Origin of the sequence: Rathayibacter sp. AY1B6 (genome assembly GCF_002932755.1) — a bacterium.
Classification (GTDB): Bacteria; Actinomycetota; Actinomycetes; order Actinomycetales; family Microbacteriaceae; genus Rathayibacter.
In genome coordinates this window covers 16067-33688 of sequence record NZ_PSWL01000028.1, presented here as the reverse complement: position 1 = coordinate 33688, position 17622 = coordinate 16067, and the positions used below count along the sequence as shown (strand labels likewise).

Sequence of the window (17622 nt, the reverse complement as noted above, 5' to 3'; positions counted from 1 at the left end):
CGCACCGCTCCACAGGAGGGCCCGGGCCGCGGCGACGGCGGCGGGTAGGATCGACGCGCATCCCGTCCCCCTCCCCTGGAGCCTCCAGCACATGGCAGACAGCCGCACCGCCGTTCCCGACACCACTGCGAACGCGGAGGCGACGCCCGAGCGGGAGCAGCCCTACGCGGCCCTCGGACTCAAGCCCGACGAGTACGCGAGCATCCGCGAGATCCTCGGCCGCCGCCCCACGAGCGGCGAGCTCGCGATGTACTCGGTGATGTGGAGCGAGCACTGCTCCTACAAGTCGTCGAAGATGTACCTCCGCCAGTTCGGGCAGAAGGTCTCGCCCGCCATGAAGAAGAACCTCATGGTCGGCATGGGCGAGAACGCCGGAGTGGTCGACGTCGGCGAGGGCTGGGCCGTCACCTTCAAGATCGAGAGCCACAACCACCCGAGCTACATCGAGCCCTTCCAGGGCGCGGCGACGGGAGTGGGCGGCATCGTCCGCGACATCATCTCGATGGGCGCGCGGCCGGTCGCGGTCATGGACGCGCTGCGCTTCGGGGCGATCGACGACCCCGACACCGCGCGCGTCGTGCACGGAGTCGTCGCCGGCATCTCCTTCTACGGAAACTGCCTCGGCCTGCCGAACATCGGCGGCGAGACCTACTTCGACTCGGTCTACCAGGGCAACCCTCTCGTGAACGCGCTGGCCGTCGGCGTCCTCCGCCACGAGGACCTGCACCTCGCGAACGCCCGCGGCGTCGGCAACAAGGTCGTGCTCTTCGGGGCGCGCACCGGAGGCGACGGCATCGGCGGCGCGTCGATCCTCGCCTCCGACACCTTCGCCGACGGCGGACCGACCAAGCGCCCCGCGGTGCAGGTCGGCGACCCGTTCGCCGAGAAGGTGCTCATCGAGTGCTGTCTCGAGCTCTTCCGCAAGGACCTCGTCGAGGGCATCCAGGATCTGGGCGCCGCGGGCATCTCGTGCGCCACCTCGGAGCTGGCCTCCAACGGCGACGGCGGCATGTTCATCGAGCTCGACTCGGTGCTGCTGCGCGACCCCTCGCTCACGGCGGAGGAGATCCTCATGTCGGAGTCGCAGGAGCGGATGATGGCCGTCGTCACGCCCGAGAAGCTCGACGCGTTCCTCGAGGTCGTCGGCAAGTGGGACGTCGAGACCAGCGTCCTCGGCGAGGTCACCGACTCCGGCCGCCTGATCATCCACTGGCACGGCGAGGAGATCGTCAACGTCGACCCGCGCACCGTCGCGGTCGACGGCCCGGTCTACGAGCGCCCGATCGAGTACCCCTCCTGGCTCGACGCGCTGCAGGCCGACTCCTCCTCCCGCCTGCCCCGCTCGACCGGGGGCGACGCGCTGCGCGCCGAGACCCTGGCGCTCCTGGGCTCGGCGAATCTCGCGGACAAGAGCTGGATCACCTCGCAGTACGACCGCTACGTGCTCGGCAACACCGCCCTCAGCTACCCCGACGACGGCGGCATGGTCCGCGTCGACGAGGAGTCGGGCCTCGGCTTCGCGGTCGCGACCGACGCGAACGGCCGCTGGTGCCAGCTCGACCCGGCGCAGGGCGCCCGCCTGGCGCTGGCGGAGGCGTTCCGCAACGTCGCCGTCACCGGAGCGACCCCGGTCGCCGTCTCGGACTGCCTCAACTTCGGCAGCCCCGAGAACCCCGAGGTGATGTGGCAGTTCCGCGAGGCCGTGGGCGCGCTCGCCGACGCCTGCCTCGAGCTCGAGATCCCCGTCACCGGCGGCAACGTCTCGTTCTACAACCAGACCGGCGACGTGCCGATCTTCCCGACCCCCGTCGTCGGCGTCCTCGGCGTGATCGACGACGTCGCGCGCCGCATCCCCTCCGGCTGGCAGGACGAGGGCGACAACCTCTACCTCCTCGGCACCACCCGCGACGAGCTCGACGGCTCCGCGTGGGCCGGCACGATCCACGACCACCTCGGCGGGCTGCCCCCGCAGCTCGACCTGGCCGCCGAGCGCGCACTGGCCGAGCTGATCTCGGCGGGCGCGAAGGAGTCGCTCATCGCCTCCGCCCACGACCTCGCCGACGGCGGGCTCGTGGTGGCGCTGGCCGAGTCGGCCCTGCGCTTCGGTGTCGGGGCGCGCATCTGGCTCGACGAGCTGATGGAGCGCGACGGCGTCGACGCGACGGCCGCGCTGTTCTCGGAGTCGACCGGCCGCGTGCTCGTGTCGGTGCCGCGCGAGGACGACGTGAAGTTCCGCGGGCTCTGCGAGGGCCGGGGCTACCCGGTGCTGCGCATCGGCGTGACCGACGCGGCGACCCCCGCGGTCGAGGTGCAGGGCCTGTTCACGCTGCCGCTGGACGAGCTGCGCTCCGTGAACGGTGCTGTGCTGCCGCGCCACTTCGGCTGAGCCTCCGCACATCCCGAGACCGCAGGAGTCGCGGTGGTCGAGCCGGACCACCGCGACTCCTGCGTTCCCGGCGACGATCGCCGTTCGTGGAGTTCCGTGATTACGGAATGTTTGCAATAGTGGAGCATGACCTCCTCCCGAGACCTCGCCGGCGAGGTCGACGCGCTCCGAGCGCGGCTGGACCGCCTCGAGCGCGCTGACGCCCCCGCCGCGCCCGCCGCCGACGATCCGCTCTGGGCCCTGACCGCTCTCCGCGAGCGCCTGCCCTCTCCCGGCGGAGTCGTCTTCGCCGGCTCGGTCGCCACTCCGGCCGGCCCCGTCGAGTGGCAGTACGGCCTCAGCACCGATGCGTTCTTCGAGCGCGACTGGGGAGCGAGCCCCGGGCCGACCGCGCTCGCCGCCCTGGGAAGCCCTGTGCGCCTGCGGTTCCTGCAGGCGGTGGCCGGAGGAGTCGAGACCGTCGCCCAGCTCGCCGAGAGCGAGGGCGCGGGCACCACCGGGCAGATCTACCACCACGTCAACCAGCTGGTCGCCGCCGGCTGGCTGGAGGCGCGCGGCCGCGGCCGCTACGGCATCCCGCCGGAGCGCCTCGTCCCCCTGCTCGTGATCCTGCTCGCCTCCGGAGGACCCCGATGACCCGCCGCCGCCTCGCCCTCGCCGCCGCCTCCGCCGCGGCCGTCGTCCTGCTCGGCGGAGTGCTGCTCCGCCCCTCCGCTCCCACCCTCTCGACCGAGGCGACCGGCGACGCCGAGATCGCCGAGTGGCTCCGGACGGATGTCGGGGACGGGGCTCGGAACCACCTCGTCGCCGCCGTGGTCACGCCCGACGGCGTGCGCTACGGCGGACTCGGAGCCGACGAGCGGACCGAGGTCGAGATCGGATCGGTCACCAAGACGATGACCGCGCTCCTCCTCGCCCGGAGCGCCGCCGAGGGGACGGTCGGGCTCGAGGACCCCGCCGCGGACCACGCCGACGTCGGCGGCTTCACCGGGACGCTCGAGGAGCTGGCGACCCACCGCTCCGGCCTGCCGCGCCTCCCCGCCGGTATCGGCGACCTCGCCTCGACGCTCGTCGCCCAGCTGCGCGGCACCGACCCCTACGCGGGCTGGTCGGCCGACGACGTCCTCCGGCAGGCCGCCGACGCGGACCAGGGCGAGCACGTGCACGCCTACTCGAACCTCGGCGCGGCGGTGCTCGGCCAGACGCTCGCCCGCGCCGAGGGCCGCGACTACGCCGACCTCCTCCGCGAGCGCGTCCTCGATCCGCTCGGGATGACCGCGACCTCCGCCCCGGAGACCGCGGACGCCCTCCCCGCCGACGCGCCGACCGGCTTCTCGGCGAGCGGGCGGCCCGTCGACGCGTGGACGATGGCGGGCTACGCGCCGGCGGGCGGCGTCCGCTCCACGGCGGCGGACATGGCCCGCTACGCGCAGGCCCTCCTCACCGACGACCCCGCGCTGGGAGTGCCCGCGGCGAGCGTCCTGGATCCGCGGTTCGACGCCGACGGGGCGCGGATCGGCCTCGGCTGGTTCACCTCGGAGTCGGAGGACGGCGGATCCGTCACCTGGCACAACGGAGGGACCTCCGGCTACTCGACGATGCTCGCGATGGACCGCGAGCGCGGCGTCGCGGTGTTCGTCAACGGCGACACGGCGAGCTCGGTCGACGAGCTCGGCCTGCGCCTGCTGGAGCGCGCCGGGGAGGAGTCGTGATGATCGCCTCGGTCCTCGTCCTGCTCGTCGTCGCGTTCACCGTCGGCCGCTTCGCCCTGGGGAGCGTTCACCGTCGCCGGGCGGCCGGGCTCCTCGACCGCGACCGCGTCCGGACGCTCGCCCGCGGCGTCGAGGCCGTCGCCGTGCTGCTGCTCGGGCGGGCGCTCGTCGACTGGTCGGCGCTGACGCTGCTCCCCTGGGCCGCGCTCGTGGCTCTCACTGCGGCCGGGGCGGCCGGCGCGGTGCTGCGCTGGGGCGGGCTGCCGTGGTTCGAGGATCCGGCGCGCCGCCGCTCGCGCACCACCGGGCTCGCGGCGACCGTCGCCGTGTCGGCGGTCCTGATCGGCGTCCTGGGCTGAGCGCCTGCGCCGTCCGGTCCACGCCCTGCGGTGGTGGTCGCGTGCTGCGGTGACGTGGGAGGAGTGGGGTCCGCCCGGGAGGGAGCGGCGTCAGCCGATCTGCGCGGGGAGGTCGTCGGGCTCGGCGTTGTCGAGGACGCGGCCGTTCTGGTCGCCGACGCTCAGGACGGTCGTCGGGCGGAGGTTGAGGGTGTCGCCGCCGTAGAGGCTGTCGATGTCGACGCCGTCGCGGCGCACCGAGTTCAGCGCGGAGAGGTAGTCGGAGCTGATGCAGAACCGGTCCGCGATGCGCTCGCTGATGTCGCCGGCCGCCACCAGGTAGGAGGCCGGGGCGCCGTCGGAGGCGGTGCTCGCCGTTCCGGTCGCGCCGGCACGGGAGCCGCGGTCGCGCACGCGCTCGAGATCGACGCCGTCGAGCGTCCCCTCGTCGAGCGCCTGGACGACGCACTCGCCGGAGACGTCCTCGACGGGCGCGGGAGTGGTCGAGACGCTCGGCACCGGCCGTGGCGTGGACTCCGCTCCGGCGGCGGGCGGCGCCGTGGAGGCGGTCGGCTCGGCGGGTGCGGCGGCGGGGCTCGTCGCCTCCGCCGTGCAGCCGGCGAGCAGGACCGCGGCGGAGAGGGCGATCACGAGGCGCTGCGTCGTCCGGACCATTCCGCGACTCTAACCCGGCGCCCGCGCGGCCGGGTGCCACCGCGCCCAGCGGGGTGCGGGCGATCCCGCCGAGACCGGAGCAGCCGACCGGCGGGCAGCCCCGACCGAGGCGCGGCTCGAACGGCCCCTGGACAGCGCGCCCCCGATTGACCTCCCCCGTCGATCGGACCCATGCCGAGCACCTGTTGGACACGCGGCGGGAACCGGAGTCGACTGGGACCATGCAGTACACGCACCTCGGCCGCACCGGCCTGTCCGTCTCCCGCACCGTCCTCGGCACCATGAACTTCGGCATGCAGACCGAGGAGTCCGACTCGTTCGCGATCATGGACCGGGCGCACGAGCTCGGCGTCAACTTCTTCGACACGGCCGACGTGTACGGAGGCGAGGCCGGCCGCGGTGCCACCGAGGAGATCGTGGGCCGCTGGTTCGCGCAGGGCGGCGAGCGCCGCGAGCGCACCGTCCTCGCGACCAAGGTCTTCGGCGACATGGGCGAGTTCGCCGCTCCCGGAGCCGAGCGCGGCCGCGACTCCTGGCCCAACGGCGGCCGGCTCTCGGCGCTCACCCTGCGCCGCGCGCTCGACGAGAGCCTCCGCCGCCTGCAGACCGACCACATCGACCTGTACCAGTTCCACCACGTCGACCGGACGACGCCCTGGGACGAGATCTGGCAGGCGATGGAGGTCGCCGTGCAGCAGGGCAAGGTCCTCTACGTCGGCTCCAGCAACTTCGCCGGCTGGCACCTCGCCCAGGCGCAGGAGGCGGCGCGCGCCCGCCACTTCACCGGCCTCGCCTCCGAGCAGTCGATCTACAACCTGCTCGTCCGCGACGTCGAGCGCGAGGTCCTGCCCGCGGCGCTGCACTACGGACTCGGCGTCATCCCCTGGTCGCCGCTGCAGGGCGGGCTGCTGGGCGGCGTGCTCGAGAAGACCGCGGAGGGCGGGCGACGCTCCTCCGAGCGCACTCTCGCCGCGATCGAGGAGCACCGCCCCGCGCTGGAGCAGTGGGAGGCGTTCGCCCGCGAGCGCGGCGAGGCGCCCGGCGAGCTGGCGCTGGCGTGGCTCCTCCACCAGCCCGCCGTCACCGGTCCGATCACCGGGCCGCGGACGCTCGAGCAGCTCGAGAGCGCCGTCGCCGCCGTCGACATCACCCTCGACTCCGAGGCCCTCGCGCGCCTCGACGAGATCTTCCCCGGCCACCGGACCGCCCCCGAGGACTACGCCTGGTGACCACCCACCCCACTGCGAAGGAGCATTCATGAAGCAGCGCACTCTCGGCGACCTCCAGGTCGGCGCGATCGGACTCGGCGGCATGCCGATGTCGATCGAGGGCCGCCCGGACCGCGAGCGCTCGATCGCCACGATCCACGCGGCCCTCGACGCCGGCGTGACCCTGATCGACACGGCCGACGCCTACCACCTCGCCACCCAGGACGACCTCGGCCACAACGAGCTGCTCATCGCGGAGGCGCTGCGCAGCTACGGCGGCGACACCTCCGCCGTGCTCGTCGCCACCAAGGGCGGACACCTGCGGCGCGAGCCCGGCCCCTGGGACCAGGACGGCCGCCCCGAGTACCTCAAGGAGGCGGCTCGTGCGACCGCGGAGCGCCTGGGCGTCGACGCGATCGGCCTCTACCAGTACCACCGGCCCGACCCGGCGGTCCCCTACGCCGACTCGATCGGCGCGCTGGCCGAGCTGCTCGACGAGGGCGTCGTCCTGCGCGCGGGCATCTCGAACGCCGACCCGGATCAGATCCGCGAGGCGCACGGCATCCTCGGCGAGCGCCTGGTCTCGGTGCAGAACCAGTTCTCGCCGTCGTTCCGCTCCAGCGAGCCGGAGCTCGAGCTCTGCGCCGAGCTGGGACTGGCGTTCCTGCCGTGGAGCCCGCTCGGCGGCATCTCCTCGGCGGGCGAGCTCGGCTCGCGCTACTCCGCGTTCGCGGCGGTCGCCGAGGCCCGCGGAGTGACGCCGCAGGTCGTCTGCCTCGCCTGGGAGCTGGCGAAGGCCCCGGTCGTGCTGCCGATCCCGGGCGCCTCCCGCCCCGAGAGCATCCGCGACTCCGCCACGGCGGCCGACCTGGAGCTCACGGCCGAGGAGCTGGCCTCGCTCGACTGATTCGGTTCGCAACGGAGGAAGGATCGTGCCTCGGTACCCGTCCGACGCGGATCGCGGGGGCCCGGCGCTGATCCTTCCTCCGTGACGAACACGATCCGGCTCAGACCGCGTCCTGCAGCGGCTGCGGGAGGGCCGAGACGAACGCCCGGGCCGCGGCGCTCGGCCGCTCCGGCACCGCCACCATGGTCCGCCACACCAGCAGCGGATCGGCGAGCGCCACCGCCCGCAGCCCGGCCGGGCGCTTCTCGGCGAAGTGCGCCGGCACGACCGCGATCCCCATGCCGTACTCGACCAGGTCGAGCAGCGTGTGCACGTCGTTCACCTCGAGCTCGACCTCGAACGCGAGACCGTGCGCCGCGAACGCCCGCGCCGCGACGTGGCTCGCCGCCCAGTGCTCCTGTAGCCCCACGATCGTCTCGCCCGCCAGGTCCGGGATGCGGCAGCCGACGCGGCTCGCGAGCGGGTGACCCGGGCGCACGAGCACCGCGAATCCCTCGCTCGCCAGCGGCATCGTCCGCACGCCGCCCGGCACTGCTCCGATGTCGGCCACCAGCGCCAGGTCGAGGCGGCCGGCGGCGACGGAGTCGAGCAGCGTGCCGGACCCCTCGTGGATCAGCCGCAGCGCGACTCCCGGGTGCTGCTCGCGGAAGGTCGCGAGCTCGCGCGGCAGGTGCACGCCGCCGAGGCACTCCTCCGTGCCCACCGCGAGGCTCCCGCGGAGCACCCCCTGGACGGCGAGCACCGCGTCGCGGGCGGCGAGCGCGCTGGCGACCGAGCGCTCCGACTCCGCGAGCATCGCCCGGCCGGCCGGCGTCAGCTCGACCCGGCGCGTGCTGCGGGTGAAGAGGGGGCTGCCCAGCTCGCTCTCGAGCGCGCGGATCGACGCCGAGAGCCCCGACTGCGAGATCTGCAGGGCGCTCGCGGCGCGGGTGAAGTGCTGCTCCTTCGCGACGGCGAGGAAGTGTTCGAGCTGACGCAGTTCCATGGGTCCATCCTCGTCGCGCGGGCGGAGGAGCGGGGACCGGACGCGGCAGTCCGCAGCGGCTGCTCGGCCGCCGGGTGCGGAGGCGTCCGGCGGGCACGGCGGCAGCAGGAGGGAGCCGCCGGCTCGGCTCAGGCGTCGGCGGACGAGATCGCGAGGACGATCGCCGTCAGCGTCGTCCGGAGGCGCTCGAGCGACTCGGCCTCCGATTCGTCCTCGAGGATCGACTGCTTGACCGCGTCGTCGTAGCCCGCCACCAGCAGGCGCACGGCCGTCGTCGGCTCGAGCGAGAACTCGCGGCGCACCTGGCGCAGCGCCCCGTGCACGATCTGGACGAGCGAGGCGTCGAAGCCGGCCCGGAAGTCGCGGTACTGCGGAGCGATCCGCGGGTCGCGCAGCGCGAGCAGCTCGAACTCCGACTCGACCACGCACCAGCGGCGGTTGTCGGTGGCCGGCCCCTGGAGGAAGTCGAGGATGACCACGGCCAGCGTCTCGGCCGTCAGCGGCTCGTCGGCCGAGACGACGCGCGGGATCGTGCGGTCCATCTGCTCGACGAGGGCGGTCACCCGGGCGCCGTTCTCCCGCTCCATCAGCGCGAAGAACAGCTCCTCCTTGGTGGAGAAGTTGGAGTAGAAGGCGCCGCGCGAGAAGCCGGCGCGCTCGCAGATCTGCTCGACGGACGCGCTGTGCACGCCCGTCTCGGCGAAGACGTCATAGGCCGCGTCGAGCAGGCGCTCGCGGGTGCGGCCGCGGCGGGAGGTCTCGGGAGGGGTGGAGTCGATCGCCGTCATCGCCAGCCCCCTGCCCGTCCTGTCAACACCTTCGACGCTGTTCACCTTATCCGATACATTCACGTATCGAATACGGTCCTGTATCGGATACGCTCGTGTATCGGAGCCCCGCTCCGCCCTGGTACAGAGACGTATCGCCACCCTCCCCACCCATCGTCAGGAGACCGCGTGTCGTCGCTGCTCTACCGTCTCGGTCGTCGCGTGTACCGCGCCCACCGCCTCGTCGCCGTCCTGTGGCTGCTGATCGTGGTGGCGGGCGGAGGAGGAGCGCTGCTGCTCAACCAGGGCACCGACAACACGTTCTCCATCCCGGGCACGCAGTCGCAGACCGCCCTCGACCAGCTCGAGCGCACCTTCCCCCAGGTCAGCGGCACGTCCGCGCGGTACGTGGTCGTCGCGCCCGACGGAGGCAGCGTCCAGGACGCCGACGTGAAGGGCCCGGTCGCCGACGCGGTCGCCGCGCTCGGCGACGTCGACGAGGTCGCGGCCGTCACGGACCCCTACTCCGACAGCGTCTCCGGCACGATCTCCGACGCCGGGAACGCCCTCGTCATCACCGCGCAGATGGACGGCTCCGCCACCACCACGAGCCCCGAGAGCCGCGACGCGCTGAAGGCCGAGGCGACGACCCTCCAGGACGCGCTGCCCGCCGGCTCCGTGGTCTCGCTCGGCGGCGACCTCTTCGCCCAGAACCTCCCCGGCGTGACCATCACCGAGGCCATCGGCCTGGTGGTCGCCCTCGTCGTCCTCGTGCTCACCTTCGGCTCGTTCCTGGCCGCCGGCATGCCGCTGGTCACCGCGCTGCTCGGCGTCGCCCTCTCGATGTCGGCGATCTTCATCGCCACCCGCTTCGCCTCGATCTCCTCGACCACGCCGCTCCTGGCGCTGATGCTGGGCCTGGCGGTCGGCATCGACTACGCCCTCTTCATCATCAGCCGCCACCAGGACCAGCTGAAGCAGGGCATGGACCCGGAGGAGTCGACCGCGCGAGCGACCGCGACCGCGGGCTCCGCCGTCGTCTTCGCGGGCCTGACCGTGATCATCGCGCTCGTCGGCCTCTCGGTCGCGGGCATCCCGTTCCTCACCACGATGGGCATCGCGGCGGCGGGCGGAGTCGCGATCGCCGTGGTCATCGCGCTCACCCTGACCCCCGCCCTCCTCGGCTTCGCCGGGGCGCGGCTGCGCCCCAAGGAGCGCCGCGCGAAGAAGAGGGCCGCGAAGGCCGCCGCCGCCGCGGGCACCCACGTCGACACCGAGGCTCACGAGGAGGCGGCCACCGCCTCCCCCGGCGGCCACGTGCACGCCGAGGTCCCGCGCGGGTTCTTCCGCGGCTGGGTCCGGGTCGTCACGCGGTTCCCGATCGTGACGATCATCGCGGTGATCGGCGTGCTCGGCGTCGCGAGCATCCCGGCGCTCAGCCTCCGCCTCGCCCTGCCGGACGCGGGCTACCAGGCCCAGGGCACGCCCGCGCGCACCACCTACGACCTGCTCGCCGAGAACTTCGGCGCCGGCTACAACGGCCCGCTCATCGTCACCGGGACGATCATCGGCTCGACCGATCCGCTCGGCCTCATGGACGACCTCAAGGGCGAGATCGAGAAGCTCGACGGAGTCGCCTCGGTGCCGCTCGCGACGCCCAACGAGACCGCCGACACCGGCATCATCCAGGTGATCCCCGAGGGCGGCCCCGACTCCGAGGCCACCAAGGCGCTGGTCGCCGAGATCCGCGACAAGCACGACTACTTCCAGCAGGAGTACGGCGTCGACCTCGCGGTGACCGGCCAGACCGCGGTCGGGATCGACATCTCGGACACGCTCGCCAAGGCCCTCCTGCCGTTCGGCCTGCTCGTCGTGGGCCTGTCGCTGGTGCTGCTGACGATGGTGTTCCGCTCGCTCTGGGTGCCGATCAAGGCGACGCTGGGCTACCTGCTGTCCGTCGGCGCGTCCTTCGGCGCCGTGGCGGCGGTGTTCGAGTGGGGATGGTTCTCGGACGCGCTGCACGTCGACAAGACGGGCCCGATCATCAGCTTCATGCCGATCATCCTGATGGGCGTGCTCTTCGGCCTCGCGATGGACTACGAGGTGTTCCTGGTCTCGCGGATGCGCGAGGACTACGTGCACGGGAGGCCGGCGCGCGCCGCCGTCGAGTCGGGCTTCGTCGGCTCGGCCAAGGTGGTCACGGCCGCCGCGGTCATCATGTTCTCGGTCTTCGCCGCCTTCGTGCCGGAGGGGGACACCAACATCAAGCCGATCGCGCTCGGGCTCGCCGTGGGCGTCTTCGTCGACGCGTTCATCGTGCGGATGACGCTGGTGCCCGCCGTGCTGCACCTGCTCGGCGACCGCGCCTGGCACATGCCGCGCCGGCTCGACCGCGTCCTGCCGTCCTTCGACGTCGAGGGCGAGGGCCTCACGAAGGAGCTCGCGCTGGCCGACTGGCCGGAGCCCGGATCCACCGACGTGATCGCGGCGGAGGACCTCCGCCTCGACGGACCCGATGGCCCCGTCTACAGCGGCGTCTCGCTGCGGGTCGCGCCCGGCTCCTCCCTCGTGGTCCACGGGCCGCACCGCTCCGGCCGCACCGCGCTGCTGCTGAGCATCGCCGGCCGGCTCGCCCCCGACTCCGGGCGCCTGAAGGTCGCGGGCCTGGTCGTGCCGATCCGCTCCGCCGCCGTGCGCGGCCGAGTCGGGCTGGTGCGCCTCGCCGGAGCCGCCGACCCCGTCGCCGACGTCCGGTCGGCCCTGGAGTCGGCCCCGCCGATCCTGGTGCTCGACGACCTCGACACGGTCACCGACCCGCAGCTGCGCAGTGCGATCCGGGCCGAGCTCGACGCCGCCCGCGCCGCCGACGACGCGTTCACCGTGGTCGCCTCCTCCGTCGACGCCGAGGCGCTCGACGACCTCCTCCCCTCCGACCGCGGCGTGCTCGCGGTCTCGCCCGCGGCCGAGCGCCGCGCGATCGCAAAGGTCCTCTGACAGATGGCTCTCCTCTCCCTCGAACGCCCCCGCGGCGTCAAGAAGGTGTCCTGGCTGACCCTTCTCGGGATCGTCCTGGTCCCCCTCGTCATCGGCGGCCTCCTGGTGTGGGCGCTCTGGAACCCGACCGAGCGCCTCGACACGATCACGGCCGCCGTGGTCAACGAGGACACTCCGGTCGAGATCAACGGGCAGACCGTGCCGCTCGGCCGCCAGCTCGCGGCCGGCCTCGTGACGGGCGGCACCGACTCCGCGAGCTCGGACGCCCCCTCCGCCACCCCCTCGGCGAGCGCGACCCCGTCGGCGAGCGCGACCCCGGTGCCCAACGTCTCCGGCTCGGACTCGACGGGCAACTTCACCTGGGTCCTCACCGACAAGGACGACGCCGCGAAGGGCCTCGCCGACGGCAGCTACGCGACCGTCGTGACGATCCCCTCGTCCTTCTCCGCCGCCGCCACCTCGTACTCGGGCGACGCCGCGGAGGCGACGAAGGCGACCATCGACATCGCCACCAGCGAGAAGGCCAAGCTCGTCGACGACGCCATCTCGGCCACGGTGACCAGCACCGCCACCTCGCTGCTCAACACGCAGCTGACCACGGCCTACCTCGAGAACGTCTACGTCGGCTTCAACACCCTCAACGAGCAGATCGGCCAGGCGGCCGAGGGCGCGGGCACGCTCGCCGACGGCGCCGACCAGCTCGGCACCGGCGCCTCCACCCTCGCCGACGGCACGAGCAGCCTCGCCGACGGGATCGACGAGCTCGCCACCGGCGCCTCCTCGCTCTCGGACGGCGTCGGGCAGATCGGCACCGGAGCCTCGTCCCTCGCCGACGGCGTGGGGCAGCTCGGCACCGGGGCCTCCGACCTCTCCGGCGGAGTCGCGCAGCTGGCCACCGGCGCGCGCGGCGTCGCCGGCGGAGTGGGACAGCTCGCGACGGGCGCCCGCGACTCGGCGACCGGCGCGACCGCGCTGCAGGGCGGCGCCTCCGACCTGGCCGACGGGCTCGACCAGCTGCGGGAGGGAGTGGTGAGGACCGGCGACGGGACTCAGCAGGTCGCCGCCCTCAGCGCCGGCGCCGCCGCCGCCACCGCGCAGACGTTCGCCGGCCTCTCGACCGTCCTCGAGTCCTGCACGACCGCGGAGTGCATCGCGGCGAAGGCGGTCCTCGCCTCGACGAGCGGGCCCACCGGAGCCGTGACCCTCACCGAGCAGACCGCGGGAGCCGTCGCCGGGATCGACGCGGGCATCCGCCTCGGAGGCGACGGGCAGCCCTCGCTGATCGACGGGGTCGGGCAGTCCGCCACCGGCGCGCGCACTCTCTCGGGAGGCATCGGACAGCTGTCCGCCGGCCTGACGCAGCTCGCCGACGGCGCGGACACCGCCGCGGGGGGCGCGTCTCAGCTCGCCGACGGCGCCGACACCACGGCGGCGGGAGCGGCGCAGCTCGCGACCCGCGCGACCACCGCCGCGGGCGGCGCCCGCGACCTCGCGACCGGGGCGACCACCGCCGCGGGGGGCGCCGCCGACCTCGCCACGGGAGCCTCCTCCGCCGCCGACGGAGCCGACCAGCTCGCCGACGGCGCGAGCGGGGTCTCGGACGGCGCCGTGCAGCTCGCCGACGGCACCCGCACGCTCGCCACCGGGCTCGACGCGGCCGTCGCTCAGCTCCCGACCTACACCGAGTCGGAGTCGACCAACCTGGCCGACGTCGTCTCGGACCCGGTCGAGAACGCGAGCAGCGCGACCGACCTGTTCGGAGCCTCCAGCGTCCCGTTCTTCGCGACCATCGCCCTCTGGCTCGGCGCCCTCGCGACGTTCCTGGTGCTCGCCGCGTTCTCGCACCGCGCGCTCTCCTCGACCCGCTCCTCCGCGGCGCTCGCCCTCTCCTCCTACGTGCCGGCGCTCGTGATCGGCGTGGTGCAGGGGCTCGCGGTCGCGATCGTGATGAGCGGGGTCGCGGGGCTGGAGCTGGGCCGCTGGGTCGGCTTCGCCCTCCTGGCGATGCTCACCGGCGCCTCGTTCGCCGCAGTGAACCAGGGGCTGGTCGCCCTGCTCGGCGGGATCGGCCGCTTCCTCGCGATGGTCGCGGCGGTGATCGCGCTCGGCGCGGGCATCATCTCGACGGTCCCCGGGCTGTTCGACGACGTGCTCGGGTTCCTGCCGCTCTCGGCGGCGCAGAACGCGCTGTCCGGAGTGGTCGAGGGCACCGACGGCACGGCCGGCGCCGTCGTCGGCCTGGTGATCTGGCTGCTGTTCGGCCTGCTGCTCACGGTCGCCGCGATCGCCCGCCGCAGGGTCGTCTCGGTCCGCGCCCTGCACCGCACCGCCGAGGCGTAGGCCGCGCCTCGCGCCACTCCTCCCCCGAACCGGGGACGGGTGGCGCGAGGATCGCGCCACCGACGCGCCTGTCCGGGCGACCGGCCCCGGCCGGGGCTAGCCTGACGCGATGGAGTCGGAACCGATGGCGATCCGGACGCGACGGGTGCACGGCCCGTCGGTCCTGCGGCGCCTCCGCGCCCTCCTCCTGCGGCTCCTCGGCGCCGGCCTCACGGCCGTGCTCATCCCGTTCGCCGTCCTCGCGGACCGCCGCGGCATCCTCGACGAGTCGGTGCTCGCGCTCGGGCTCCTCGCCCTCACCGTCGTCATCGGGCTGGTCTCGGCGGTCTCGCTCTTCGTCGTCTCCCCCACCCGCGTGATGACGACCGAGACGCAGGTCGTGCTGATGCGCGGCCGCCGCCGCCGCGAGCAGTGGCCCCGCCGGTCGGTCCGCTTCCTCGAGTCCGCCGACGGCGACGGCTTCGTCGCCTGGTGCCGCGGCGACGGAGTCGAGGTCCGCTGCGCGCACTTCCGCCCGGACGACCTCGCCGCCCTGCTCGCCGACCTCGGCGCCGCCGCCCGCGTCCGCGACGCTCTGCCGCCCGCTCTGGCCGGGCCCGCCTCGGCCGTCCGCTTCCGGCCGCACCGTGCTCCGCTCCGGCGCCGGGCGGTCGCCCTGGTCGTCGTCGCCACGGAGGCGTTCGCCGCCGGCGTCCTGGCCGTCGCCCTCGCGGGATCCCCGTCGGGCGACCGCGCGCAGATCGCGCTGGGGGCGGTCGTCGTGGCGCTCTCCCTCCCGCTCGGGCTGGTCGCCGCGCGGCTGGCGCTGAGGCCCGGGCTGCCCGGCTCGATCGTGGTGTCGGAGTCGGCCATCCAGATCGACGGGCTGATCTTCCCGCTCGAGGCCCTGCGCTCGGTCGTCGCCTCGAGCCCGACGGGGAGCCGGAGCCTCCGGCTGACCCTCACCGAGACCAACGGCCGCATCACGGAGGTCCCCCTCGGGCTCCGGGTGCCGACGCTGCGGCGCGACCAGCTCTTCCCCGACTACCCGCTGCTGCTCGGCGTGCTGCGCGAGCGCACGGCGGGGCTGCTGCGGATCGAGGGCTGAGGCTCAGTCCTCGGCGCCGTCGGCGATGCGCTGGTGGTGGTGGATGACCTCCGCGACGATGAAGCCGAGGAACTTCTCGGCGAACGCCGGGTCGAGGTGGGACTCCTCGGCGAGCGCCCGCAGCCGCGCGATCTGGCGGGCCTCGCGCTCGAGGTCCGCGGCGGGCAGCCCGTGCGCGGCCTTCAACCGGCCGACCTTCTGCGTGAACTTGAAGCGCTCGGCGAGCAGGTGGATCAGCGCCGCGTCGATGTTGTCGATGCTCTGACGGATCTGCACGAGCTCGGCCCGCGCCTGGGACTCCTCGTGCGACGGCTCCTCGTGCGACAGCTCCTCGGTCATGCCCCGACCCTAACGGACCGCCCCCGGACGCGACGACGGCCCCTGCCCGGAGTCCGGGAGGGGCCGTCGAGAGGGGTCGGTCAGGCGACCAGGTTGATCTGCACGGGGATGTTGCCGCGGGTGGCGTTGGAGTACGGGCAGAGCTGGTGCGCCGCGTCGGCGACCTTCTGCGCGTCCTCGGAGCCCGCCTTCGGCACGTAGACGTCGAGCTCGACCGAGAGGCCGAAGCCGTCGGAGTCGTTCTTCCCGATCGAGACGCTGGCCGAGACGGCCGCGTCGGTCGTGTCGATCTTCAGCTGGCGACCCGCTCCGTGCAGGGCGCTGAGGAAGCAGGCGGAGTATCCGGCCGCGAACAGCTGCTCGGGGTTGGTCCCCTCGCCGGAGCCGCCGAGCTCCTGCGGGGCGCGGGTGTCGAGGTCGAGTCGGTCGTCCTCGGTGCGGACGTGGCCGTCGCGTCCTCCACCGGAGGCGTGGGCGATGGCGGTGTAGAGAGCATCCATCCCCCCATCCCACCACTCGGCCGCCGGGAGTCGGGTGAACGCGCGATGCACGTCCGTGCGTTCTCCCGGGAATCCGCCCCGCGTTCGGCGGAGGGAGCGTCAAGCCCCTCCCGTCCGACGGCGTCCGGGTGTGCGCTGGAGGTCTACCGACCCCGACCGGCGCGAGCCGGAGAACGGACACGAGCATGCGAGCACTCACCTGGCAGGGCATCGAGAAGGTCTCGGTCGAGACCGTCCCCGACCCCCGCATCCAGCAGCCGACCGACGCGATCGTCCGGATCACCTCGACCGCGATCTGCGGCTCCGACCTGCACCTCTACCGCCTCCTCGGGCCCTACCTCGACCGCGGGGACGTGCTCGGCCACGAGCCCATGGGCGTCGTCGAGGAGGTGGGCACCGGGATCACCGCGCTGAAGGTCGGAGACCGGGTCGTCGTCCCGTTCACCATCGCCTGCGGCGAGTGCTTCATGTGCCGCCGCGGGCTGCAGTCGCAGTGCGAGACGACGCAGGTCACGGAGTACGGCTCGGGAGCGTCGCTCTTCGGCTACACGAAGATGTACGGCCAGGTCCCCGGCGGACAGGCCGAGCTGCTCCGCGTGCCGCTGGCCGACTACAACACGATCGTCGTCGGCACGGACCTGCCGGACGAGCGCTACCTGTTCCTCAGCGACATCGTGCCCACCGCCTGGCAGGGCGTGGAGTACGCGCAGGTGCCCGACGGCGGGACCCTGGTCGTCTTCGGCCTCGGCCCGGTCGGCCAGTTCGCCGCACGGATCGGCGCCCACCGCGGCTACCGCGTCCTCGCCGTGGAGCCCGTGGCCGAGCGGCGCGCGATGGCCGAGCGGTACGGCGTCGAGACGTTCGACCTGTCCGACGACATCACCGCCCAGCTGCGCGACCTCACGGACGGGCGCGGCCCCGACTCCGTCGTCGACGCGGTCGGCATGGAGGCGCACGGCTCGCCGGTCGGCTCGTTCGCGCAGTCGATGGCGGGGCTCCTGCCCGACCCGATCGCCCGCAAGGCGATGGACACGGTCGGCGTCGACCGGCTCGCCGCGGTGCACGCCTCCCTCGACCTGGTCCGCCGCGGCGGCACCGTCTCGCTGAGCGGGGTCTACGGCGGAGAGGCCGACCCGATGCCGCTGAAGTCGATGTTCGACAAGCAGGTGACGGTGCGGATGGGCCAGTGCAACGTGAAGCGCTGGATCGACGACCTGCTGCCGCTGGTGGAGGACTCCACCGATCCGCTCGGCGTGATGGATCTCGTCACCCACCGGGCGCCGCTCGAGGATGCTCCGGCGCTCTACGAGACCTTCCAGAAGAAGGAGGACGGCTGCATCAAGGTCGTCCTGCGGCCCTAGCGGCGAACGACGAAGGCGGCGCC

Annotated in this window: 15 protein-coding genes; 10 read left to right on the top strand and 5 right to left on the bottom strand. The window is 73.6% G+C overall.

Annotated features, from left to right (window positions below):
• Positions 1-91 precede the first annotated feature (91 nt).
• The 4 genes from purL to C5D08_RS14060 all read left to right on the top strand — a co-directional run bounded on the left by purL (position 92) and on the right by C5D08_RS14060 (position 4457).
• Positions 92-2386, top strand: a complete 2295-nt coding sequence (gene purL, locus C5D08_RS14075) for a phosphoribosylformylglycinamidine synthase subunit PurL (RefSeq protein ID WP_104277569.1) — start codon at positions 92-94, stop codon at positions 2384-2386.
• A gap of 126 nt (positions 2387-2512) precedes the next feature.
• Complete coding sequence (locus tag C5D08_RS14070; protein WP_104277568.1) at positions 2513-3022, top strand: winged helix-turn-helix domain-containing protein; 510 nt, start codon at positions 2513-2515, stop codon at positions 3020-3022.
• Positions 3019-4098 carry a serine hydrolase gene (locus C5D08_RS14065; RefSeq protein ID WP_104277567.1) on the top strand — a complete coding sequence of 360 codons (1080 nt, stop codon included), beginning with the start codon at positions 3019-3021 and terminating at the stop codon, positions 4096-4098. The genes C5D08_RS14070 and C5D08_RS14065 overlap by 4 nt, the downstream gene beginning before the upstream one ends.
• Positions 4098-4457 carry a hypothetical protein gene (locus C5D08_RS14060; RefSeq protein WP_104277566.1) on the top strand — a complete coding sequence of 120 codons (360 nt, stop codon included), beginning with the start codon at positions 4098-4100 and terminating at the stop codon, positions 4455-4457. The genes C5D08_RS14065 and C5D08_RS14060 overlap by 1 nt, the downstream gene beginning before the upstream one ends.
• Positions 4458-4547: 90 nt before the next feature.
• Here the strand turns inward: C5D08_RS14060 and C5D08_RS14055 are convergent, their stop codons facing one another.
• Positions 4548-5111 carry a hypothetical protein gene (locus C5D08_RS14055; protein ID WP_104277565.1) on the bottom strand — a complete coding sequence of 188 codons (564 nt, stop codon included), beginning with the start codon at positions 5109-5111 and terminating at the stop codon, positions 4548-4550.
• A 221-nt stretch (positions 5112-5332) separates the two neighbouring features.
• Between C5D08_RS14055 and C5D08_RS14050 the strand changes: the two genes are divergently transcribed.
• Together C5D08_RS14050 and C5D08_RS14045 are read left to right on the top strand one after the other, a co-directional pair.
• Positions 5333-6340, top strand: a complete 1008-nt coding sequence (locus tag C5D08_RS14050; protein ID WP_104277564.1) for an aldo/keto reductase — start codon at positions 5333-5335, stop codon at positions 6338-6340.
• A 28-nt stretch (positions 6341-6368) separates the two neighbouring features.
• Entirely contained in the window at positions 6369-7226 is an 858-nt protein-coding gene (locus C5D08_RS14045) for an aldo/keto reductase (protein ID WP_104277563.1), read from the top strand.
• A gap of 100 nt (positions 7227-7326) precedes the next feature.
• Here the strand turns inward: C5D08_RS14045 and C5D08_RS14040 are convergent, their stop codons facing one another.
• Positions 7327-8211 (bottom strand): LysR family transcriptional regulator, encoded by an 885-nt coding sequence (locus C5D08_RS14040; protein WP_104277562.1) that lies wholly within the window; start codon positions 8209-8211, stop codon positions 7327-7329.
• 128 nt (positions 8212-8339) lie between these two features.
• Positions 8340-8999 (bottom strand): TetR/AcrR family transcriptional regulator, encoded by a 660-nt coding sequence (locus C5D08_RS14035; protein ID WP_104277561.1) that lies wholly within the window; start codon positions 8997-8999, stop codon positions 8340-8342.
• Between the two features lie 168 nt (positions 9000-9167).
• Here C5D08_RS14035 and C5D08_RS14030 point away from each other — a divergent pair, with 168 nt between their 5' ends.
• From C5D08_RS14030 to C5D08_RS14020, 3 genes are all read left to right on the top strand, one after another.
• The gene (locus C5D08_RS14030) at positions 9168-11972 is read left to right on the top strand and encodes an MMPL family transporter (RefSeq protein ID WP_104277560.1); all 2805 of its coding nucleotides are present in this window, start codon (positions 9168-9170) and stop codon (positions 11970-11972) included.
• A gap of 3 nt (positions 11973-11975) precedes the next feature.
• Complete coding sequence (locus tag C5D08_RS14025) at positions 11976-14312, top strand: YhgE/Pip domain-containing protein (RefSeq protein ID WP_104277559.1); 2337 nt, start codon at positions 11976-11978, stop codon at positions 14310-14312.
• A 109-nt stretch (positions 14313-14421) separates the two neighbouring features.
• A complete protein-coding gene (locus C5D08_RS14020) occupies positions 14422-15399 on the top strand; it encodes a hypothetical protein (RefSeq protein ID WP_146086095.1) in 978 nt (325 codons plus the stop codon).
• 3 nt (positions 15400-15402) lie between these two features.
• On the opposite strand, the gene C5D08_RS14015 is transcribed toward C5D08_RS14020, so the two are convergent.
• Both C5D08_RS14015 and C5D08_RS14010 read right to left on the bottom strand, forming a co-directional pair.
• Positions 15403-15738: a chorismate mutase gene (locus C5D08_RS14015; protein ID WP_104277557.1), complete on the bottom strand. Its 336-nt coding sequence runs from the start codon at positions 15736-15738 to the stop codon at positions 15403-15405.
• A gap of 80 nt (positions 15739-15818) precedes the next feature.
• Complete coding sequence (locus C5D08_RS14010; protein WP_104277556.1) at positions 15819-16238, bottom strand: organic hydroperoxide resistance protein; 420 nt, start codon at positions 16236-16238, stop codon at positions 15819-15821.
• 185 nt (positions 16239-16423) lie between these two features.
• Here C5D08_RS14010 and C5D08_RS14005 point away from each other — a divergent pair, with 185 nt between their 5' ends.
• Entirely contained in the window at positions 16424-17599 is a 1176-nt protein-coding gene (locus C5D08_RS14005; protein WP_104277555.1) for a zinc-dependent alcohol dehydrogenase, read from the top strand.
• Positions 17600-17622: the final 23 nt, after the last annotated feature.